Origin of the sequence: Solirubrobacter soli DSM 22325, from assembly GCF_000423665.1 — a bacterium.
In the GTDB taxonomy this organism is placed as follows: Bacteria; Actinomycetota; Thermoleophilia; order Solirubrobacterales; family Solirubrobacteraceae; genus Solirubrobacter; species Solirubrobacter soli.
Map to the genome: position 1 here is coordinate 1 of NZ_AUIK01000038.1, position 16,499 is coordinate 16,499.

At 70.0% G+C, this 16,499-nt stretch carries 16 protein-coding genes, 1 tRNA gene and 1 pseudogene; 6 read left to right on the forward strand and 12 right to left on the reverse strand.

Translation table 11 applies throughout. The features are described 5' to 3' along the window. Together G569_RS52030 and G569_RS0127625 are read right to left on the reverse strand one after the other, a co-directional pair. Positions 1-226: pseudogene (locus G569_RS52030) on the reverse strand (IS110 family transposase); the annotation flags it as partial. Positions 227-1,228: 1,002 nt separating this feature from the next. Further along, positions 1,229-1,801 carry a TetR/AcrR family transcriptional regulator gene (locus G569_RS0127625; RefSeq protein WP_028065837.1) on the reverse strand — a complete coding sequence of 191 codons (573 nt, stop codon included), beginning with the start codon at positions 1,799-1,801 and terminating at the stop codon, positions 1,229-1,231. A 130-nt stretch (positions 1,802-1,931) separates the two neighbouring features. Between G569_RS0127625 and G569_RS0127630 the strand changes: the two genes are divergently transcribed. The 4 genes from G569_RS0127630 (at position 1,932) to G569_RS66100 (ending at position 5,404) form a co-directional block, all read left to right on the forward strand. Next, complete coding sequence (locus G569_RS0127630) at positions 1,932-2,795, forward strand: alpha/beta fold hydrolase (protein ID WP_053227062.1); 864 nt, start codon at positions 1,932-1,934, stop codon at positions 2,793-2,795. A gap of 93 nt (positions 2,796-2,888) precedes the next feature. Further along, the gene (locus tag G569_RS0127635; protein ID WP_053227063.1) at positions 2,889-3,770 is read left to right on the forward strand and encodes an alpha/beta fold hydrolase; all 882 of its coding nucleotides are present in this window, start codon (positions 2,889-2,891) and stop codon (positions 3,768-3,770) included. A 25-nt stretch (positions 3,771-3,795) separates the two neighbouring features. Further along, positions 3,796-4,791 (forward strand): NADP-dependent oxidoreductase, encoded by a 996-nt coding sequence (locus G569_RS0127640; RefSeq protein WP_028065840.1) that lies wholly within the window; start codon positions 3,796-3,798, stop codon positions 4,789-4,791. 490 nt (positions 4,792-5,281) lie between these two features. Then, positions 5,282-5,404 (forward strand): hypothetical protein, encoded by a 123-nt coding sequence (locus G569_RS66100; RefSeq protein WP_306765235.1) that lies wholly within the window; start codon positions 5,282-5,284, stop codon positions 5,402-5,404. A gap of 146 nt (positions 5,405-5,550) precedes the next feature. On the opposite strand, the gene G569_RS63060 is transcribed toward G569_RS66100, so the two are convergent. The 7 genes from G569_RS63060 to G569_RS52035 all read right to left on the reverse strand — a co-directional run bounded on the left by G569_RS63060 (position 5,551) and on the right by G569_RS52035 (position 12,412). Next, a complete protein-coding gene (locus tag G569_RS63060; RefSeq protein ID WP_157592357.1) occupies positions 5,551-5,727 on the reverse strand; it encodes a hypothetical protein in 177 nt (58 codons plus the stop codon). A 31-nt stretch (positions 5,728-5,758) separates the two neighbouring features. After that, on the reverse strand, positions 5,759-7,273 hold the full coding sequence (locus G569_RS0127655; RefSeq protein ID WP_157592358.1) for a tyrosine-type recombinase/integrase: 1,515 nt from the start codon (positions 7,271-7,273) through the stop codon (positions 5,759-5,761). Beyond that, a tRNA-Arg gene (locus G569_RS0127660) sits at positions 7,250-7,323 on the reverse strand. Before G569_RS0127660 ends, G569_RS0127655 begins: the two co-directional genes overlap by 24 nt. 46 nt (positions 7,324-7,369) lie before the next feature. Then, positions 7,370-8,881: a carboxypeptidase-like regulatory domain-containing protein gene (locus tag G569_RS0127665; protein ID WP_157592359.1), complete on the reverse strand. Its 1,512-nt coding sequence runs from the start codon at positions 8,879-8,881 to the stop codon at positions 7,370-7,372. 71 nt (positions 8,882-8,952) lie between these two features. After that, complete coding sequence (locus G569_RS0127670) at positions 8,953-10,407, reverse strand: MopE-related protein (protein WP_028065844.1); 1,455 nt, start codon at positions 10,405-10,407, stop codon at positions 8,953-8,955. A gap of 15 nt (positions 10,408-10,422) precedes the next feature. Beyond that, positions 10,423-11,694 carry an Ig-like domain-containing protein gene (locus G569_RS0127675; RefSeq protein WP_028065845.1) on the reverse strand — a complete coding sequence of 424 codons (1,272 nt, stop codon included), beginning with the start codon at positions 11,692-11,694 and terminating at the stop codon, positions 10,423-10,425. A 49-nt stretch (positions 11,695-11,743) separates the two neighbouring features. Beyond that, a complete protein-coding gene (locus G569_RS52035; protein WP_157592360.1) occupies positions 11,744-12,412 on the reverse strand; it encodes an NUDIX hydrolase in 669 nt (222 codons plus the stop codon). Between the two features lie 18 nt (positions 12,413-12,430). Between G569_RS52035 and G569_RS0127685 the strand changes: the two genes are divergently transcribed. Further along, on the forward strand, positions 12,431-12,808 hold the full coding sequence (locus tag G569_RS0127685; protein ID WP_037499629.1) for a DUF1801 domain-containing protein: 378 nt from the start codon (positions 12,431-12,433) through the stop codon (positions 12,806-12,808). Here G569_RS0127685 and G569_RS52040 read toward each other — a convergent pair. After that, positions 12,786-13,814 carry a threonine aldolase family protein gene (locus G569_RS52040; protein ID WP_037499632.1) on the reverse strand — a complete coding sequence of 343 codons (1,029 nt, stop codon included), beginning with the start codon at positions 13,812-13,814 and terminating at the stop codon, positions 12,786-12,788. The two genes, G569_RS0127685 and G569_RS52040, sit on opposite strands and share 23 nt — an antisense overlap. 18 nt (positions 13,815-13,832) lie before the next feature. Here G569_RS52040 and G569_RS59065 point away from each other — a divergent pair, with 18 nt between their 5' ends. Continuing rightward, positions 13,833-14,534: an aminoacyl-tRNA hydrolase gene (locus G569_RS59065; protein WP_157592361.1), complete on the forward strand. Its 702-nt coding sequence runs from the start codon at positions 13,833-13,835 to the stop codon at positions 14,532-14,534. A 205-nt stretch (positions 14,535-14,739) separates the two neighbouring features. Here G569_RS59065 and G569_RS52050 read toward each other — a convergent pair whose 3' ends face one another. Both G569_RS52050 and G569_RS0127705 read right to left on the reverse strand, forming a co-directional pair. Then, positions 14,740-15,294 (reverse strand): TlpA family protein disulfide reductase, encoded by a 555-nt coding sequence (locus G569_RS52050; protein WP_169542258.1) that lies wholly within the window; start codon positions 15,292-15,294, stop codon positions 14,740-14,742. Positions 15,295-15,330: 36 nt separating this feature from the next. After that, positions 15,331-16,467 (reverse strand): PucR family transcriptional regulator, encoded by a 1,137-nt coding sequence (locus tag G569_RS0127705; protein ID WP_157592362.1) that lies wholly within the window; start codon positions 16,465-16,467, stop codon positions 15,331-15,333. Between the last annotated feature and the right edge of the window lie 32 nt (positions 16,468-16,499).

Sequence of the window (16,499 nt, forward strand, 5' to 3'; positions counted from 1 at the left end):
CGTTGCGCAGGTGATGCGCGTTGAGCAGCCAGCACTCGAAGCGGTCTTCCAGCGCCTGAAAGACGGTCTTCCAATACACGCCGGTCGCCTCCATCCCGACCAGCGTGACCCCGAACTGCGCCAGCCACTCGGCGAGCGCCGCTAGGCCGGTCAGCGTCGCGCTGAACGTCTGCGTCTGCTGGTCGACTCGCCGCCGCCCTGTGCCGGGCACGCGCACGGTCGCCACGACATTGTCACGGTGCACATCAAGACCCGCGCACCGCTGTACCACCACATCCATCGCCCGCTCCTTTCAGGACGCCGGATACCGATCGCCCGGAGGAGACCTCCCAGCATGAGTCTGGCCTACGCGCTCGAAGCAGCAATCAACACTTCCACAGGTCCCCACGCCACGCTGTCGCACGGGCTCTCCGCGCACCAAGCCTCGACGGCGTCAACCCGGGCACAGGGATTCTCACTCCTCAACACCGGCCGCGCGCGGCCACGACAGCTGTCGCATAAGTCCCCTCGGCGACCCGCAGGCCCGTTTCGCTGCGACTGATCTGCCTCGAGAGGTGCTCGAAGGCGCTTAGAACGCGATTGTGGACGTCGCCAATTTCGGCGCTGGCGTCGTGATCGACTTGTGCGACAGCCCCCCACAGAAGCACCACTCTGCTCGTCGCTTCAGCACTGTGCTTGCAGGTATAGACGCCCCGGACTGACGCCCACCGTGGACGAAGTTGGTAGGGGCGCGAGCGACGGAGGCCCCGGTCGCCACAAGCAAGCGTCTGGCCCGAGCTCACGACGGGACCTTCGAGATCCGGATGGGCGACGAGGTGCACGCCGTCGGGCCCGGCGGATTCGCCTTCGGACTCGCGGAAGAAGCACTCCATCCCGCCGGGCGCGAATCCCAGAAGGATCCGGCTCGGGGCCTCGCGGTGTTGCGGAAGTTGTGCAACGTGCCGCGGGGCACTCCGGAGCAAAGCAGCGCTCGACAGCCAAGCGTGCGTACAACGCCTGTTGGCCGCAGGGTGCCCGGGCGGCGTCAGCCGGCGCCGAGGCGATCGCCGGAGCCGAGCCAATTCGAGGCCGTTGGGCGCGTCGACCGGAAGGTCGACGAAGTCCTCGGGCTCAAGCTGTCGGCTGTCGCGTCGATGGTGTCGGCAGCAGCGCCTCTCTGGCCGCCGTAGCGGCGGCCGCGGTCCCTGCTCGGGCAGACGTGGGTTGCAGGCGGGCGTTCTGTAAGCGATCACGCGCGGTCGTCGAGCAGCTTCAGGGCGGTCTCGACGCCGCGGGCGAGGAGTTGGTCTGAGAGGTCGCGGTCGGTCAGCGCTCTGGCGACTTGCAGGGTGCCGATCATGAACCCGAAGAGCGTGAGGGCGTCGATTCGAGACGCGTCGGTCGGGTGGAGGCGTGCGGCGATGTCGTCGGCGGTGCCGAGCAGTTCGTCGGTGAAGACCTGCCTGGTGGCGGCGGGGCGGCGGACGACCTCGTCGAGCAGCGCGGCCGACGGGCAGCCGTCGGCGAGCTGGTCGCGGTGCTCGGGGGACAGGTAAAAGCGGATGATCGCTTCGAGTCCCGCGCGATCAGACGGCTGGGTGTCGAAGGTGTGGCGTTGGGCGCGTAGCTGGTCGGCGAGGACGTTCGCGACGAGATCCTCCTTGGACGTGAAGTGCGCGTAGAAGGCGCCGTTGGTCAGGCCGGCGTCGGACATCACGGCCGCGACGCCGGCGCCGTCGATGCCGTCTTGTTTGAAGCGCCGCCCGGCCGCTTCGAGGATGCGTTGCCTGGTGGCCTGCTTTTGGTCCTTGGCGTAGCGCATAGCGCCCTCTCTTGTCGTGCTGCTCTCGATCGCGTCGTGGGGACACGGTTCGCGTCCCCGCTATTGCATTATGGTCGTACGATTGTATTATGATCGTAATTCAAAGCCCACGCATCAAGGAAAGAACGCCATGACGACGGTCCACGAACCCACCGCTGCGCCCTCGAACCCGACATGGAAGACCGCCCCGACGCACACCCTCACCGCGGGCGGCGTGCAGTTCGCCTACCGTCAACTCGGCCCGAGCACGGGCGTGCCGGTGGTCTTCCTCACCCACCTGGCCGCCGTCCTTGACAACTGGGACCCGCGCATCGTCGACGGCATCGCCGCCAAGCATCGGGTCATCACCTTCGACAACCGCGGGGTCGGCGCCTCGAGCGGGTCAACGCCGACGACGATCGAGCAAATGGCACGCGACGCCGTGACCTTCATCCGTGCCCTCGGCTTCGATGAGGTCGACCTGTTCGGGTTCTCGATGGGCGGCATGATCGCCCAGGTGATCGCGCAGCAGCAGCCGCTGCTCGTGCGCAAGATGATCCTCGCCGGAACCGGCCCCGCGGGCGGCGAGGGCATCGAGAAGGTGACCCGCATCTCCTACCTCGACACCGCGCGCGGATTGCTCACCCGCCGCGACCCCAAGGAGTTCCTGTTCTTCACCAGGACGCCGAACGGGCGCGGCGCCGCGAAGAAGTTCCTGGCACGACTGGAGGAACGTACGGACGACCGCGACAAGGCCATCTCCGTCGGCTCGTTCCGCGCCCAGCTCAAGGCCATCCACCGATGGGGTTGGCAACAGCCCGCCGACCTCGCGAGCATCCGTCAGCCGGTGCTCGTCATGAATGGCGACAGCGACAAGATGGTGCCCACCAAGAACAGCGTCGACCTCGACCGGCGACTCCCCAACAGCGAGCTCGTCCTCTATCCCGATGCCGGGCATGGCGGGGTGTTCCAGTTTCACGAGGACTTCGTCAAGCGGGCGCTCGAGTTCCTCTAAGAGCCGCACACCCTCGCCCGGACCGGCCTCCGCAGGCCGTCCGCGCCGCCGCCGACCCATCGGCGGCCTTCCACGACCTGCGAAAGGCTGAAGATGACACCGACCACCCCCCTGAAGAGCGGCGCCCACCCCGCGGCCGCGACCACGACCTGGCGAACCGCGCCGACCCGCACGATCAGCGTCGGCGGCACGCCATTCGCCTACCGCGAGCTCGGTCCCCGCACCGGCGTGCCGCTCGTCTTCCTACACCACTTCACCGCCGTCCTGGACGACTGGGACCCGCGGGTCATCGACGGCATCGCCGCCAAGCGACACGTGATCGCATTCGACAACCGCGGCATCGGCGCGACGGGCGGATCGGTGCCGCACACCATCGATGAGATGGCCGCCGACGCCGTCGCCTTCATCCGCGCCCTCGGCTACGACCAGGTCGACCTCCTCGGCTTCTCACTCGGCGGCGGCGTCGCTCAGGTGATCACACTCGAGCACCCCCAACTCGTCCGCAGAGTCATTCTGGCCGGCACGGGCCCCGCCGGCGGGGGCGGCATCGAGAAGATCACGAGGATCGCGGCCACCGCCTACATCAAGGCCGCGCTCACCCTGCGTGATCCCCGGCACTACCTGTTCTTCGCCAGGACGCCGGACGGCAAGCGCGCCGCAACCGACTACATGGCCCGTCTGAAGGAGCGCACCAACGACCGCGACAAGCGGATCTCCCTGCAGGCCAGGCGCGCACAGCTCAAGGCGATCCGCGCGGCCGGCCTGCAGCCGCCCCACGACCTCGAGAAGATCACCCAGCCGGTCTTCGTAGCCAACGGCGACAACGACGTCATGGTCGCCAGCAGCCACTCCGTCGACATCGCCCGCCGGATCCCGAACGCGAAGCTGACGATCTATCCGGACTCCGGTCACGGCGGGGTCTTCCAGTATCACCGCGAGTTCGTCCCCGCGGTCCTCGAGTTCCTCGAGAGCTGATGCCTACCCCAACCCCAACGACACCATGAACGCTTACCTCGTCAAGAAGTACAAGAGCCCGATGGAGGCCGGCGCCGCACCGGAACCGACGGTCGGCGACCACGACGTGCTCGTCGACATCCACGCGGCCGGCGTCAACATGCTCGACGCGAAGATCCGCGACGGGGACTTCAAGCTCATCCTCCCGTACAAGACCCCGTTCACCCTCGGGCACGACCTCGCCGGTGTCGTCACTCGCGTCGGCCCCGCCGTGACGCGCTTCACCGTCGGCGACGCGGTCTACGGGCGACCGCGCGACGGCCGCATCGGCACCTTCGCCGAGCACATCGCCGTCCACGAGGACGATCTCGCGATCAAGCCCGCGAGCCTCTCCATGGCCGAGGCGGCCTCGGTGCCACTGGCCGCCCTGACCGCCTGGCAGGCGCTCGTCGAGCGAGCAAACCTGCAGCCGGGCCAGAAGGTGCTCATCCACGCCGGCTCCGGGGGCGTCGGCACATACGCGATCCAACTGGCCAAGCACCTCGGGGCGACGGTCGCCACGACGACGGGCACCAGCAACCTCGAATGGGTCCGCGACCTCGGCGCCGACGTCGTCATCGACTACCGCACGCAGGACTTCGAGACGCTCGTGCACGACTACGACGTCGTCCTGGACTCGCAGGGCGGAGACACGCTCGCCAAGTCGCTCCGCGTCCTAAAGCCCGGAGGCATCGCGATCGGCATCGCCGGTCCTCCGGACCCGGACTTCGCACGCAGACAAGGACTCCACCTGGCACTGCGGCTGGTCCTGGCCCTGCTGAGCCTGAAGACGCGCCGGGCCGCGCGGCGCCGCGGCGTGCGGTACTCGTTCCTGTTCATGCGCGCCAGCGGTGCGCAGCTCGACGAGATCACCACGCTCATCGACTCAGGAGTCCTCCGCTCCATCGTCGACCGCACGTACCCCTTCCACGAGGCCCCACAGGCCCTCGCCCACGTCGAAGGCGGCCGCGCCAAGGGCAAAGTCGTCATCACCATGGTCTGACGCGCCACGCGTTCGGCTGCCAAGCGCCCCGCCGACTCGATCCCAACGTGCGCGAAGTAATCGTCCGCGAGCGAGCTTGGAACGGTCGAGCAACTCGGCGCGTACCTCCTGCATCGCATGGCTCGGCGCGCGGTGCCGTGAGGTGCGGGCCGACGGCGGCATCGTCGCGCCACCGCGCCCGGCGCGCCTCGTGACTAAGCTCGGCCTCGTCGCACGACGTCGAGCGATGCCCCGGACAGGCGCACCACATTGGAGGCGAGGGCTGCGACATCACCTGCGCGACCATGCCGCTCGACCTGCGCCCGACACTCTGGGGTCCCCGCATTCGTCTCGTCGCCCGACTGCGAATCCGCCCCACCTGGCTGGGATGAGGGCCCTGCCGACCGGGATCTGCTCACGAGGCTCGCCAGAGCAATCAACGGCGGCTGCGAGGTCGTGCGCTAGAGGCTCGTGCACCCAGACGTGGTGCAGCAGGACCCTCGCGCTGCGGATGATCTCGCACTCCTGCAACCTCTCCTACGACGAACGAATCGGCTTCGAGTTCCTCGACCCCGGCGACCTGCTGATCTTCGGCCCACCTGACGCGATACGAGACGGCGCCGGGGTCGCCTGACCCGGTGGCCGAGCAGCTGCTGACGAGATGGACGCTGGAAATCTCCGTCCCAATGGCGGACGAGAGTGTCGGTTGTCGACGGATTCGAGACTCTGCTGCGTCGTCAGAGGAGGTGGCTCGCGGACGCGAACAGGCCCGCGGACTACTCACATGCGAAGAAGTCTGCGCAGGTCGCTGACGAGGTCGTCGAGGTCGTCCGGGTCGCACGCGTCCAGGTCTTCGTCGGCGACAGCAGCCATGGCATCCGGATGCCGGCGCTCGAACTCGGCGACCTTCTCTGGATGCGAGAGCTCGAGCTCCTTCAGGAGTTCGGCGACTGCCATGTCATCTCGTCGGTCGTTGATCATGCGGCGGTCAGCGTGACGTGACGGTCGGCTCGGAGAGCGCCGACGCCAGGTAGGCGCCGGCCAGATCGGCATCGTCGGCTTTCGCCTTGTGGTGCACGTAGCGTCGGGTGGTCTTGACGTCGGTGTGGCCGGCGTAGTCCTGGACCTTCGTGATGTCCCACACGTTCACGGCCCACGTGCACCAAGAGTGGCGGAGATCGTGGATACGGATCGGCTGTTGCGCGTTGCCGCGCCGATCCTTCTCGGCTCGACGATGGCCAAGGCCGGCGCGGACGAGGGCTGCGTAGAACACTTCTCGGGCGCGCTTGTCGGTCACGCGACCGCCGATCGCAGTCGAGAACACGTAGTCGTCATCGCGCGTGAATCGCGCGCGGGTCCCGAGCGCCGCGAGACGCTGTGACAACGTCGGCACAAGTGGCGTCGATCGGGCTCGCTTGCCCTTCGTCGTCGATCGGCGGCCTTCCGAGAAGCCCGTCTCCGCGCGGATCATCGCTCCCGCGAAGTCGACGTTGCGCCACGGCAAGTCCCGGAGCTCCCCCAGGCGGAGGCCGGCGTAGAAGGCCGTCGACAGGAACGCCCCGAAGAGCTCGCGCTCCGAATCATCGAGCTTGTCGATCGCATCTTTCTTGCGCTCGCCCACGGGGCGGTCGTCCTCCTGCAGGAGAACGGCGCGGTAGACGGCTTCGAACTCCACCGGATCCAGGACATTGAAGATCTGGGAATCCGGGACCGATACCCGTTCGGCGTCCGCGGACGGGTTCGCCAGGATCATCTTGCGGCGCTTGGCGAGCTTGAAGACGCCGTGGAGCAGGATCAGGATCTTCTGCGCCGTCCGCGGCGAGGGCTTGGTGCTCAGCAAGTGGCGCCGGAAGGCATCGATGTCGTCGGTCGTGAACGTGTCGCGGCGCTCGGCCTGGATCTCCGTGAACCGCCGCCCGCCGCGCTGAAGGACCGCCTGCTCACGCACCATCGTCGTCAGCGGCGTGTCCTTGCCGAACCACGGCAGGAACTCCGCGTTGGCGACGTTGCGCGCATCGCGCAGCGTCCCGTACTCGCGACGCTTCTCGATCTCGAGGTACTCCAGCCACGCGTCTACGGCGTCACCGAACGTCGGACCATCAGGCTCAGGCTCGAGCTCGGCCGCCATCGATGCCCATGCCACCCGTGCGCCGTCGAGCAGTGCTTCGAGCGTTTCCTCGGCCATCGCCGGCGTCAAGTGCCCAGGCGGGCAGGGACCGGGCGCGGTTCGCCAGATGATCGCGCCGCGCGGCGTCCGCCGGCCGCTGTCCTTGACGTGCGCCGGACCAAGCACGGTCGTGCGTCGGCTGCCGGTCTCGTCCCACCAGCTCGCGTAGTACCGGCAACGGTTGCCCTTGCCCCGCACCTGGAGGTGGCCGCTGATCGGTGGGCGTGTCGAGGCGGGAGCCATGGACACGTTAAGAGTAAGACTTAAGAGTACGAATCGGACGTCAGCGCCAAGATTTGGCTCTGCGCCTAGCGCCCCCGGTTGGATTCGAACCAACGACCTGCGGATTAGAAGTCCGCTGCTCTATCCAGCTGAGCTACAGGGGCCGAGAGGGTGAGCTTAGTCGGGCGGCCCCTACCGATGTGGGGGGTTTCAGGGGCGCACGCGGATGCGAACCTCGCGCGATCTGCCCGCCGCGTAGGGGAAGTCCTCGTCGGAGCGCAGGACCGCGCGGAAGCGGTAGGTGGCCGCGGAGAAGGTGCGGGTGAAGCGGTAGGAAGCGCTGAACTTGCCGTTCTTGAGCGTCGGGCTGGCGAAGGTGAGCCAGTGGCCGCCGCCGAAGGCCTGGAGGTCGACGCGGGTGCGGGCGCCCTTGGGGGTGCCCGGGACGGTTCCGGTGAACGTCACCGAGCGGTGGTTGCGGGTGGAGGTGCGGTTGGCGCGCAGGCGCACGGGGGCGGCGACGCTCACGCGCAGCACTCCGACGGAGGCGGCGCCGTCGACCGTCGCGGTCGCCTGGATCTCACGGGACGGGCCGCTCGGGAGGCGGACGGAGAAGTTGCCGTTCTTGTCGGTCGCGACGGTCTTGAATGTCGCGAACGCGGCGTCGGGCAGCAGGAGGCGGGTGTCGAGCCGCACCGGCACGCCGGGCATCGCGGCGCCCGCGCCGTCGCGAACGGTGCCACTCACGGTGGGCGGGTTCTCGTAGCGCCCGGAGATGCTTGTCTTCGACGTGCCCTTGAACCCGACCGTCAGCACGCCGCGGCGGATCGCGGCCGGGGGCGATCCCGTGAAGCCGAACGTCCACAGCGGCACCGGAGCGGTGCGGGTGCGGTTGCCGCCGGCGTCCGTCGCCTCGAGCTCGAGCACGCCTGTGCCGCGCTCGAGGGCCTCGCGCGGCATTGGAACGTTGAGGGTGCTCGTCAGCGGGCACGGTCCCGGAACCGGGTAGGGCGGCGCGCACGTGCCGTCCACATCGGTCTTCTGCGCGACGACCTGCCCGTCGAGCAGGGCGGTGATCGACTTCACGCCGGAGCCCTTGTCGGCGGCGACGACGGCCAGCGTCAACGTCGCGGGACGGGCGGGCGGGGGCGCGTCCACGCCAAGGCTGTAGGACTGGATCGTCGGGGGCGCGGAGTCGACCAAATCCGCCTCGAAGCCGCGGAGAGCGACGGTCGGGCCGGTCGCGGGTGCACAGGCCGCCACGTCGATGCACGTGAGGGTCACGGTGGCCCATTGCCCGCCGTGGGTCTCATACGCGGCCGCGCTCCAGTCGGCCGGGCCCGCCTGCTCGCGGAGGCCGTCCTTGTCGGTCTGGAGCGAGTAGTACTGGCCGGCGGTGAGGCGGACGCGACGTTCGAGGCGGACGCGGTCGATCGTCACCGCCTCGGGGGCGAGGAACAGCCAGGCGAGCGAGGAGCCGGACGGGACGCCCTTGCTCAGGTCCGTGCCGAACACGCCGTCGGCGCCGCACGTGGTCAACGCGGGCGCGGCCGCCTCCGGGAAGGCGCTCGCCATCCACCCGCCGCGGACGAGGTCCGTCGCCCCCACCTTCCCCGTGGGGCAACTGCGGATCGTGTAGTGACCGTCGTCGGCCGAGGCGATTCCCGCACCGGCGAGCGCGGACATCAGCACCGCCAGCGTGACCATCATCGACCGAACCATCCCGCGAGCGAATCTAGCCCACGGCGGCTATGCCCCACCCGACTTTCGTTCAGTCAGGTGGGGCTCACCGCTCAGCAGGCGACGGGGGACTTCGCGCCCGGCGGCAGGCACTTGGTCGCGATCAGGGGCTTCTTGGCCGCCCTCACGGTCAGCACCTTCACGGCGTTGATCGCGCCGGGCTTGCTCACCGTCACGGTCACGACGCTTCCGGCCTTCAACGGCTTCTTGATGAACTTGGCCAGGCTGACGGTGCCGAAGGCGTTCGGCTTCGTGAAGCCCTTGCCCTTCAAGCCGGACGGGCAGCCGCTTCCCTTGCACACGACCGAGACGGTCGCGCCGAACGGGACGTTCTTGACCTGCAGGGTCGTGAACTTGGTCGAGCCCTTCTTGGCGCTCGCGAAGAACGCGACGGTCACGAGGACCTGCTCGGGCGCGGCCTGTGGCGTCGCCTGGACGATCGGGGGCACGGTGGCATCCACGCCGTCGCAGTTCTCGTCCACCCCGTTGCCGGGGATGTCGGTGGCGCCCGGGTGGATCGCGGGGTTGCTGTCGTTGCAGTCGATGTTGGCGTTGAAGCCGTCGCCGTCGGCGTCGGGGACGGCGATCGTCCAGGTGCGAACGGCGGGTGTGGCATCGACGTTGCCGGCGCGGTCGATCGCGCGGGCGGCGAACGTGTGCCTGCCGGGCGCCAGGCCGTCGAGCGACACCGGGCTCGCGCACGCGGCGAACGGCGCGCCGTCGAGGCTGCACTCGAAGGTCGCACCGGTCGGCTCGCTGGACACCGGCTTGAAGCTCTCCGACGTCACCGTCTGCAGCGCGCCCTCGCCGGGACCGGCGGACGGGTCGAACGTGGTGTCGGGGGCGACGGTGTCGACCACCCAGCTGAAGGACGCGGCGGGCTCGCTCGGATTGCCGTTCGGGCTCAGCGCCGTGACCTGGAACGTGTGGCCGCCCTGTCCCAGCCCACTCAGGGTCACGGAGCCGTTATGCGCCGCGAAGGTGCACGGGCGGGACGCGCCGTCGAGCTTGCACTGCACGCTCGTGCCGACGTTGCTCGAGTAGCTGAAGGTGGCGGACGTCGAGGCCGAGAACGCCGGCGGCTTGGTTGCGATCGAAGCGTCGACGATCTCGTGGAACACTGCGATCGGCGTGTATGTGACATCGGGCAGGGTGGGGAACGGGATGTTGCTGAAGTTGCACTGCGGGTCGGTGCCGCACCCGCCCGCGTTGCCCGCCCAGCCGACGAAGCGCCAGCCGGGCTCGGGCGTGGCCTTCAGGTTCAGCACGGTCCGCAGGAGGCAGAGCCCGGTGCAGGGCGGCACGTAGCCGTTGGATGATCCGCAGACGGTCGTGGTGCCGTTGGCCGGCGGCGAACCGCTGCACACGTAGTTGCCGGGGTCTTCGATCTTGCCGGCGCCTTGCAGCGACGGCGAGATGGTCATCGATCCGGCGAGCGCGGGGCCCGCGAAGACGGCCGACGCGACCAGCACGCCGAGCATGGTCACGAACGTCGAGCGCAGACGCATCCTGTTTGGCTCCATTCAGCAGGCGACGGGCTTGGCCGAGCCTTCGGGCTGGCAAAGCGTGGTGACGAGCGGGGCCTTCCGGGCCCGGATCGTCAGGACCTTCACGGCGGAAGTGGCACCGGGCTTGGAGACGATCACGGTGATCTCCGTCCCGACCTTGAGTTGCTTCTTGAGCACCGGCGACAGCAGCAGGCGGCCGGCGGTGCGCTTGTGCTTGCGGTAGAGCTTGCGCGCGCAGCCCGAGGGACACTTCACCGTCACCGTCGCCCCAGCGGGGACGTTCTTGACGACGAAGCCGGAGAGCTTGGTCGCGGCGCTCGTGGAGGAGAAGCTGAAGCCGATCGCGATCTCGATCTGCGGCGGCGCGTCACCGGAGAACGCCTCGGCGACCGGGGCGGCGCCCGCGGGTGCGGGTGCGGCGGTGCTGTCAGGGGCCGGGACCGTGAACACGCTCTGAGCGGGCGTCGGGTCGACGTTGCCCGTGAGGTCCCGCGCCCGCGCCTCGAACGTGTAGGTCCCGGGCGAGAGACCGGCGACCGTGTGGCTCGCCTCGCCCGTGCAGGGCACGAAGTCGGCGGGCACGATCCGGCACTCGAACGTCGCGTTCTCGGACGCCTGGAGCTCCCAGGTCAAAGACGTGTCGCCGTCCGGGCCGGAGACGATCGTGGTCTCGGGCGGTGTCCCGTCGATCTTGATGTCGCGCGCCTGCTGGGCGAAGTTGCCAGCGGCGTCGGCGGCGCGCACGGTGAAGGTCCACAAGCCCTCGGCCTGGCCGCTGAGGACGAACGCCTTCGCGCTGGTGCAGGGACCGAAGACCGGCGGCGTGTCCATCGGCTGCACGCTGCAGCGGATGTCGCTGACACCGCTGCCGCCGTCGGAGGCGTCGAAGTTCCAGCTCTGCGTCGTGCCGGGGAAGAAGCGCTGCTTGTCCGGCCCGTTCAGCGACAAGGTCGGCTTGGTGTTGTCGATGACGACGTCGAGCGTCGCGGACGTCGTGTTGCCGTCGGCGTCGAAGGCGGTCGCCTTGATCGGGGCCGGGCCGTCCGGCAGCAGGCCGGTGAGCAGGACGCCGGTGTAGGGCGCGACGTTGTCGGTGTAGCGGAGGATCCCGCGGACGCGGAACTCGACCTTCGTGACGGCGACGTCGTCGGACGCGTCGGCGGTCACCGTGAGCGGGCCGGCCACGGCGGACGCCGTGGGGGCGGTGAAGGTCACGGTCGGAGGGGCCGCGAGCGCGCTGGCCGGGAGGACCAGGAGGACGGCGATCGCGGCAAGGATGGTTCGCACGGATACAGCCAAGCCCGTGCGCCTTGGTGGGCGCTTGGCGAATCCTTGGTCAGGCGCGGCGGTACAGACGGCCGGGGCGGCCGGGGCCTTCCGAACGCAGCGATCCGGTGTCCTCCAGCAGCCCGGTCGCGCGCACGTCGCGGCGGAAGTTGGCCGCGTCGACCTCCTCCCCGCGCAGCGCCTCATACAGCTGCTGCGCCTGGCGCAACGTGAACGGCTCGGTCAGCAGCGCCAGCGCCTTGCGCACGAACCAGACCTTGTCGGCGACGCGCGCATGCAGGCGCCATAAGCCGTCGTCGACGATGACTGCGTGGTCGAGCGCGAGCTCGGGCAGCTGGTCGAGCGGGTGCCAGGAGGCATCGCGATCGACGGGACGGTCCTCCGGCAGCGTCTCCGGGCGCACCAGCGCCATGTAGGCGATGGTGGGCAGCCAGCCGCGCGGGTCGCGGTTCGGGTCGGCGTAGGTGCGCAGCTGCTCGAGGTGCACGGAGCCGACCCCGGTCTTCTCGCGCAGCTTGCGTTCCGCGGTCTGCTCGGGCGCCTCGCTGGCCCCGACGAACCCGCCGGGAAGCGCGAACATCCCGCGCTGCGGCTCCTCCAGCCGGCGCGCGAGCAGCACGCACAGCCGTCCGTCGAGCAGCGTGAAGACCACCGGGTCGGCGGTCAGGCCGATCGGGGCGTCGTATCCGGCCGTGTTCGTGGCTCGCATCCCGGCCATCAGGTTACGATCGCCCACGTGGACTTCATCGAAGCCTTGGAGGAACCGCGCCGCAGCGAGATCGCCGAGCTGCACGAGCTGATCCGCGACGTCGCCCCCGAGCTCGAGGTCCAGGCCACGGACCGCATGATCGGCTACGGCCCCTATCACTACCGCTACGCGTCCGGGCGAGAAGGCGACAGCTACCTGCTCGGGCTCGCCCCGAACAAGGCCGCGATCTCGATCTATGTGCAGTGCACCAAGGACGGCGCTTACCTCGCCGAGTCCTACGCGGACCGGCTGGGCAAGGCGAACGTCGGCAAGGCGTGCGTGCGCTTCAAGCGGCCGTCGGACCTCGATCTCGGCGAGCTGCGCGCGCTGCTCGCCGAGGCCGTCAGGCTCGGGCCGCCGGCGTAGCGACGACGGCGAGGACGGCTTCGACGAACGCGTCGACGTCCTCCTCGGTCGTGTCCCAGGAGCACATCCAGCGGACCTCGCCGGTGTGCTCGTCCCAGACGTAGAACTTGAAGTCCTTCTGGAGCTGCTCGGCGGCGCCGGGCGGGAGGATCGCGAACACGCCGTTGGCCTCGACGGCCTGGGTGATCGTCAACGCCTCCTCCACACCGGCCGCCAGCCGCGCGGCCATCGCGTTGGCGTGCCCCGCCGCGCGGCGCCACACGTCGCCCTCGAACAGGGCGAGCAGCTGAGCTGAGACGTAGCGCATCTTCGACGCCAGCTGCATCGACTGCTTGCGCAGGTAGAGGAGCGAAGGCGTGAGCTCCGGGTTGCGAACGACGACCGCCTCGGCCGCGAGCAGGCCGATCTTGGTGCCGCCGAGGCTCAGCACATCGGCCTCGCGGGCGACGTCGCCGAGACCCACGTCGAGCGCCGCGGCCGCGTTGGCCAGGCGGGAGCCGTCGATGTGGAAGAGCAGGTCGTGCGAGCGGGCGTGCGCGGCGAGCGTGGCGAGCTCCTCGAGCGAGTAGCGGGTGCCGAGCTCGGTGGACTGCGTGACGCTGACCACGCCGGGCTGGACGACGTGCTCGTCGCCGATCCGGACGATCCGCCGGTCCACGAGCTCCGGCGTGAGCTTGCCGTCGGGGGTCGGCACGGTGAGGAGCTTGATGCCGCCCATGACCTCGGGCGCGCCGCCCTCGTCGACGTTGAGGTGCGCGCTCTCGGCGCAGATCACGCCCTGCCAGGGCTTGAGCATCGAGCGCAGGCCGACGACGTTGGCGCCGGTGCCGTTGAACACCGGAAAGGCGGTGGCGTCGTCGCCGAAGTGCTGCTTGACCACCGTCTGCAGGCGCGCGGTGGTCTCGTCGGCGCCGTAGGAGACGGCGTGGCCGTGGTTGACTGCGGCGATGGCGTCCAGCGCCTCGGGCAGGATGGGGGCGTAGTTGTCGCTGGCAAAGGCACGCATCGGCGCACGACGATAGCCATGGACCCCTTCCGTATGTACATCGTGGTTCGCCGCGGCGCCTTCGCGTCGATCGACGAGGGCGGCCGGCTGGCGGGTCTGGCAGCCGTTCGCGTGTTGGATGAGTTCGGCGCCGACCCCGAATGGCTCGCGCGGCCGGGCAAGGTCGTCCTGCGCGCCCGCTCGCCCTCGCAGTGGGCGCGGGTGCTGGAGGAGCCGCACGCGGCGGCCTCGGACGGCGTCGTCGCGCTTCCCCCACGGCGGCGCTCCGAGCGCGGCGACGCGCTGACGAAGATCCAGGCGATGTCCACCGAGCTCGAGCCGCCGCCGGAGGATGTCCGCGCGCGGCTCGTCTACGCGCTCAACCCGGCCGTGACGATGAGCTCGGGCAAGACGCTGGCACAGATCGCCCACGCCGCGGTCATGGCCGCCGGCCTCGGTCTCGACGTCTCACGCGCGCGTGTGATCGCGCCCGAGCGCTTCGACCTCCCCGGCTGCGTCGCCGAGGTCCGCGACGCCGGCCTGACCGAGGTCCCGCCCGGCACGATCACCGTTCGCGTCCTAGTGCGCGAGGGACAGGCCGAGCCAGACGATGACCAGCGAGACGAGGAAGATCGCGCCCTGGAGCCAGTGGGCGGCGCTGCTCCGGAGGTGCCAGAGGATCAGCGCCCCGGCGAGGACGACGAGGGCGAGCTTGACGTGCAGCGTCCCGTTGTCCCATAGCGAGTAGTCCGACGCCATCCACGCGCCGGTCACGATCAGCACCCCGAGCGCGACCAGCGACGCCCAGCCGAAGCGCCGCGCCACGGCCCGCAGCCCGTCCACGTCGCGGCCGCGCAGACCGGGCACCACGGCGACGGCCAGGACCAGCTGGCCGCCGACGAACGTCGCCATCGCCAGCACGTGGAGGTAGCGCAGGAGCACGCGCTCAGTCTGACGACTGGCGTATGGCGGCGAGACCCAGCGTGAGGGCTTCCGGGCTCAGCTCGCCGATGACGTGCTCGACGATCCGTCCGCGCGCGTCGATGAAGTACGTCGCCGGCAGGCCCGTGGCGCGATAGCGGTCGGCCGCCACCTCGTCGGGATCGCTCACGGTGGGGTAGGTGACGCCGTACTCGTGCAGGAACGCGCGCGCGTCGGCCTCGGTGTCCTTCGTGTCGACGCCGAGGACCAGCACGCCCTCGTCCGCGAGGCGCTTCCACCGCTTCTCGAGCATCGGCGTCTCGTTGCGGCAGTACTCACACCAGGACGCCCAGAAGTTCAGGACCACCGGCGTGCCGCGCAGTTCGCCCAACGAGATCCGCCCGTCCTCGGCCGCGCGTCGGACGTGCGGCGCGCGCTGCTGCACCTCCAGGCTGAAGGCCGGCGCGGGCGTGGATTCGGCGTCGCTTGTTCCGCCCACCACGCTGTAGGCGAGGAGCACGAGGAGCGCGATCCCGGTCGCGAGCGCCACGCCTGTCCGGCGATGGGTGGACGCGTTCACGCGTTCTCTCATCTCCCGGAGCGAGGCGCATGAAACTCACTTGAGGATTCGCTCCAGGCGGATCGCGGCCTGGAGCTCGGCCTGCCGCGTCCGGACCGGACGGCCGAGGAGCTCCTCGATCCGGTTCAGGCGGTAGGCGACGGTGCGGTCGTTGACCCTCAGCTGCGCGGCCGCCGCCGAGGCGTTGAAGCCGCTGGCGAAGTAGGCGCTGAGGGTCTCGCGGAGCTTGGCCCCGTCGCGGCCGCTGCCGAGCGCGGCCAGCTCGCCGGCGATGAACGCCCGCGCCGCGTCCTCGTCGGCCAGCAGCACGCTCTCCAGGGCCACGTCGTCGAAGTGCGTCACGGGGGCGCCGGTGGCCACGCCGATCCGGTGCGCGGCGCGCGCCTGACCGTGGCTGTCGCGGAAGCCGTCCGGACCGTCCGCTGGCCGCCCGAACGCCAGGCCGCCGGGCCAGGGCCGGATCGCCGCGCGCAACGCCCGGTCCTCACCGCCGCCCAACCAGCCCCAGACCGTCTGGCCGGTCGCGGCGACGACCAGCAGCCGGACGCGGAGCTCGTCGGCCAGCCGTGCGAGCTCGGGCTCCGCGCCTGGGCCCCAGGCGATCGCGGCACGGTGGGTCCCGGTGAGCTCGTAGCCGAGGTCGCCGCTGTGGACGTCGCCGCCGTCGAGCAGGTCGCGCACGAGCTGCACACGGCGCTGCTCGCGAGAGCGCACGAGCCGGTCGCGCTCGCGCGTGTATTCCTCCGTCACGTACGGGATGACCGCGTCGACGTAGGCGAAGCTGTAGTGCGTGCAGACGCGCAGGACCTCGGCGCGGATGCTCTCGTCGAGCTCGCCGGCGGCGTCGAGGATGGCGTCCCAGGCGACGGCCTGGCCGATCCGGTACGTCTGCAGGAGCGCGGCGAGCGGGACCCCGGCCTGAGCGGACGTGCGGGCCTCCTCGATCGCGTCGGCGGGCGGGCCCGACGGGAGCGGCCGCTCGCCGAGTCGCTCCATGGCCGCGCGCAGGTTCGCGTAGCTGCTCTCCCGCATCGCCGCCGCCATGTCCGGGTCCTCCCCCACGCCGGACTCGCTCACCTCCTGCGCGAAGCGCTCGAGCATGGTCGCCACCAGCTCGTCCTCGCGGCGGCGAACCGCCCGGGCGACGGCGTCCACGGCACCCTGGACGTTCACGATCGACAACTTTCGCAGGCCATCGGCGCCGT